Origin of the sequence: Pseudanabaena sp. 'Roaring Creek' (assembly GCF_001402795.1) — a bacterium.
Classification (GTDB): Bacteria; Cyanobacteriota; Cyanobacteriia; order Pseudanabaenales; family Pseudanabaenaceae; genus Pseudanabaena.
This window is the reverse complement of record NZ_LIRE01000677.1, coordinates 1-4665: the sequence shown is the minus strand read 5'-3', so window position 1 is coordinate 4665 and position 4665 is coordinate 1. Positions and strand designations below refer to the sequence as shown.

Here is a 4665-nt window from a genome sequence, read left to right as displayed (position 1 = left end):
TATAGTTGTTTTAAATAACTTGTAGACGGGCTTCGACTTCGCTCAGCCCTCGGTGTAAGCTAGCTGAGCGAAGTCGAAGCTGTAGTTTTTATTTGAATTATCTATAAAGGTTTAGTGCTAACTATTCCTAGTAAATGACATTAAATGACAGATACAGTTAGAAGTTTAGGCGAACAAGAACTGCTGAAAATTTTTCGGCAGTTTTGTAGTGCCGTGGTGGGGGATGATGCTGCTCCGATGGGGGGAACGTTGCCAGAACATCAAATGGTTGTTACCACGGATATGCTGATCGATGGGGTGCATTTTAGCGATCGCACGACTAGCCCTGAAGATGTTGGTTGGCGGGCGGCGGCAGTAAACTTGTCAGACTTAGCAGCAATGGGGGCTAAGCCTTGGGGTTTAGTCATGTCAGTAGGACTGCCCCCTGATACGGAGGTCGCTTGGATTGAAGGTGTCTATCGAGGCTTTAGTGAATGCTTGCAACGCTATGGCACGGAGCTAGTAGGTGGTGATACGGTGCGATCGCCTGTTCGGACATTATCCGTAACAGCCTTCGGTCAAGTGCCTAAGGATCGGGTCATTCAGAGACATACCGCTAAGGTGGGTGATGCGATCGCGATTACGGGTTGTCATGGACTCTCTAAGGCAGGTTTGGAAATTCTATTTAACGACGGTTTAAAAGAGAAGTTATTAACGCCCCTGAAGGTTGGTAATCGCATTCTGGCAGGGAAAGAGTTAGTACAAGCAATCTGTCGCTATCATCAGCGACCAATTCCCCGTTTTGATGCGATCGCCCTATTGAATAAACTACTTAGGCAGCAAAACTATTTAAAGGATTTTCCCATTTCGGGCATGGATAGCAGCGATGGCTTAGCCGATGCGATCGCCCAAATTTGTCGAGCTAGCCATGTTGGAGCTAAGATCTATTGGCGATCGCTACCAATTCACAGAGCGGTAAGGACTTTGGCAGGCGATCGAGCGCTAGATTGGGTCTTGTATGGTGGGGAAGATTTTGAACTGGTCTTATGTATGCCAATGGATTTAGCAGTGCAGTTTGTCAATCGATTATCTGGAGCAGTGATTATCGGTGAAGTGATTGAGGGTAATCAAATTGATGGGTTAGAAATGCGATCGGCTTTTCAGCATTTTGATTAAGTAATACCAATGTCCAAAATGGCGTTGCCATTTTGGGAATCTCAAAACCTTACTGGGTTTGGTGTTTACTTCACTGAAGTGTTGTCTCACTTTCGTGAATTGGTATAAAACCCAGAAGAGCATACCGCCCGCTGCGCGGGCGGTATGCTCTTCTGGGTTTGTGTTTTAAATCAGCATATTGACTCTCCCCTTAGGGTAGACGATGTAATTACAACAAGAGGTTTACGAGGTCAACGAAATGCTCAAAATTGGAGACTTTTCTAAGCTCAGTCAGGTGTCTATAAAGGCTCTGCGCCTCTACGACGAAATGGGATTGCTCAAGCCAATCTCCGTTGATCGCTTTACAGGATATCGCTTCTACTCTGCTAATCAATTACCTCGGCTCAATCGTATTCTCGCATTTAAAGATTTGGGATTTTCTTTGGAACAGATCGCTCGACTGTTGCAGGAAGAGATTTCCATTGAGCAAATGCGCGGTATGTTGCGGCTAAAGCAAGCCGATTTGCAGCAGCACATCGAGCAAGAGCAATCTCGACTGGTAAGAGTAGCTGCCAAACTCAAACAAATTGAACGGGAGCATGTTATGTCTGATTACGAAGTTGTAATTAAAAAGATCGAGCCGATTACCGTTGCTTCGATTCGTGAAGTATTACCCGATTACTATGCGATCGCCAAGCTTTTCCAAGAGATCTATCAGTGCCTCGCTCAACAGGGGATTACCAAGTTTGAGTATAACACTGGTATCTGGCACGACTATGGTTATAAGGATAGTGATGTTGATGGTGAAGCAGTAGTGGCTGTAACGCCTTCGGTGAAAGGTAACGATCGCATTAAAATCTACGAACTACAGGGCTATGAAGCGGTCGCCTGTTTAGTTCATCATGGCGGCTATAGCGGCTTGTCTACAGCGTATCAGCATTTACTAACTTGGATTGAGGATAATGGATATCGCTGTATCGGCGCGAACCGTGAGTTCTATATTCAAGGGGGATCTGATTATGATGAGGAATCCTACATTACAGAAATTCAGTTCCCTGTCGAGAAAATATAAATTATACCAATGCCCAAAATGGCGTTGCCATTTTGGGAATCTCAAAACCTTATACCAATTCCCAAAAGTGTGGCTACACTTTTGGGAATTGAAAACCAAACCCAGTAAGGTTTTTAAAATCACAAAATGGCGTAGCCATTTTGTGATTTGGTATAAATTGTATTAGATTGATTTTTTGTCATGACTGAACTTCCTTTATTTGATGAGTCAAGAGCGCTTGAACTTCGCAAAATCTTGCAACGCACTAGTTACGAATACTATGTGCTTGATGCTCCAACGATAGAGGATTCGGTCTATGATGCGCTCTATCGCGAATTGCAAAATCTGGAAGCAACCTATCCGCATCTGATTACCCCCGATAGTCCCACTCAGCGTGTCGGCGAAAAGCCCACAGTTCAGTTTGTCTCGGTTCGGCATCACATTCCCCTCTATAGTCTAGATAATGCTTTTACGAATGAAGATGTCAAGAATTGGCAAGACCGATGTCAAAAGGGATTGGATCGTTCGGACTTGTTGGAATTTTTGGATAGCGTTTGCGAACTAAAAATTGATGGCTCGGCGATCGCCTTAACCTACGAGCAAGGTTTACTAGTAAGGGGTGCAACTAGAGGTGACGGCACATCAGGGGAAGATATTACTCCAAATGTTAAAACGATTCGCTCGATCCCTCTCCGCCTTAATTTAGACAATCCTCCCGATCGCCTAGAAATTCGCGGTGAAGCATTTTTGCCGATTGCCGTTTTTGATGAGATTAACCAAGAGCGATCGCAGCAGGGAGAAGCTCTATTTGCCAATCCCCGCAATGCAGCAGCAGGGACATTACGCCAACTAGACTCGCGGATCGTCGCCAAACGTCGCCTTGATTTTTTTGCCTATACCATCCACATTGATCGCGAAGATTTTGCCCAAAAGAATCTACCCCAAATTTCTTCCCAATGGGAAGCGCTCGAATTTCTACAAATCATTGGGTTTCGGGTCAATCCCAATAAGCAACTCTGCACATCTCTTCAGGAATTACAAGACTATTACGATCATTGGTCAACGGAACGGCTGAAATTGCCCTATATGACCGATGGAATGGTAATTAAGCTCGATGCCTTTCCCTTACAGGATCAATTAGGATTCACACAAAAAACTCCGCGCTGGGCGATCGCTTGGAAATATCCTGCCGAGGAGATGCCCACAGTCATCGAAGCTGTCACCGTGCAGGTGGGACGCACAGGCACTCTCACCCCCGTTGCGGAATTACGCCCCGTTTTGCTAGCAGGGACAACTGTTTCGCGAGCGACTTTACACAATAGCGATCGGCTAGCCGAGCTAGATCTACATATTGGCGATACGGCGATCGTCAGGAAAGCTGGAGAAATTATTCCTGAAGTGGTGCGGATATTACCAGAATTGCGCCCCGATCGGGCTGTCCGTTTTGTGATGCCGACCCATTGCCCTGAATGCGGTCAACCCGTAATTAAGCCCGAAAATGAAGCGGCAACCCGTTGCGTAAATGGAAGATGTCCTGCGATCGTGCGAGGGGCGATCGAACATTGGGTTAGTCGCGATGCGCTGGATATTAACGGCATCGGTGAGAAGTTAGTCAGGCAATTAGTAGGGGAAAATCACATTACTTCCATTGCCGATCTCTATGATTTGACCAGTGAGAAATTGCAGACGCTCGATCGCATGGGTCAAAAATCTGCTGACAAAATTATTGCGGCGATCGCTCAATCTAAAACCAAACCTTGGGCGCGAGTGCTGTATGGCTTGGGTATTAGACATGTGGGTAGTGTTAACGCTCAAAATATTACGGATAATTTTCCTAATGTAGAGTTATTAGCTCAAGCTAGTCCCTCAGCGATCGCTTCTATCTTTGGCATCGGTGAAGAAATCGCTCAATCCCTTTATGAATGGTTTCGTAAAGAAGAGCATCAGGTTTTGGTGCAACGCCTGCAATCGTCAGGATTGCAGTTTGTGGGCGAACAGAAGGAAAATCGCGCGATCGCTATTAATCCTAATATTGCGGGTAAAACCTTTGTGGTGACGGGAACATTACCAACCCTCAAACGCGATGAAGCCAAGGAGCTAATTAAGTCGGCTGGGGGAAAGGTTACCGATTCGGTCAGTAAAAAAACTAATTATCTCGTTGTCGGTGAAGATGCAGGCTCCAAGCTAGACAAAGCCCAATCCTTGGGGGTGACATGCCTCTCCGAGGTGGAATTGCTAGCATTAATCAATCGTTAATACCAATTCCCAAAATGGCGTTGCCATTTTGGGAATCTCAAAACCTTACTGGGTTTGGTATTATACTAATTCACAAAAGTGTTGTCACACTTTCGTGAATTAGTATAAGAAACCATTTAAGAATTGGATAGATCCCCCCCAGCCCCCCTTAAAAAGGGGGGAGAATTAAATTCTTCCCCCTTTTTAAGGGGGATTGAGGGGGATCTCTTAGAGTTTTTGACCGC

At 45.5% G+C, this 4665-nt stretch carries 3 protein-coding genes; all 3 read left to right on the top strand.

The genetic code is table 11. From position 1 onward, the window contains the following. Window positions 1–144 precede the first annotated feature (144 nt). The 3 genes from thiL (at window position 145) to ligA (ending at window position 4441) form a co-directional block, all read left to right on the top strand. The gene (gene thiL, locus AC805_RS18870; protein ID WP_055076826.1) at window positions 145–1155 is read left to right on the top strand and encodes a thiamine-phosphate kinase; all 1011 of its coding nucleotides are present in this window, start codon (window positions 145–147) and stop codon (window positions 1153–1155) included. A 238-nt stretch (window positions 1156–1393) separates the two neighbouring features. Further along, window positions 1394–2206: a MerR family transcriptional regulator gene (locus AC805_RS18865; protein ID WP_055076825.1), complete on the top strand. Its 813-nt coding sequence runs from the start codon at window positions 1394–1396 to the stop codon at window positions 2204–2206. Between the two features lie 180 nt (window positions 2207–2386). After that, window positions 2387–4441 (top strand): NAD-dependent DNA ligase LigA, encoded by a 2055-nt coding sequence (gene ligA / locus AC805_RS18860; protein ID WP_055076824.1) that lies wholly within the window; start codon window positions 2387–2389, stop codon window positions 4439–4441. The last annotated feature ends 224 nt before the right edge of the window (window positions 4442–4665 follow it).

Excerpts from the sequence above, each read along its gene's own strand:
- thiL (WP_055076826.1), top strand. The coding sequence starts at position 145 with ATGACAGATACAGTTAGAAGTTTAGGCGAACAAGAACTGCTGAAAATT.
- AC805_RS18865 (WP_055076825.1), top strand. The coding sequence starts at position 1,394 with ATGCTCAAAATTGGAGACTTTTCTAAGCTCAGTCAGGTGTCTATAAAG.
- ligA (WP_055076824.1), top strand. The coding sequence starts at position 2,387 with ATGACTGAACTTCCTTTATTTGATGAGTCAAGAGCGCTTGAACTTCGC.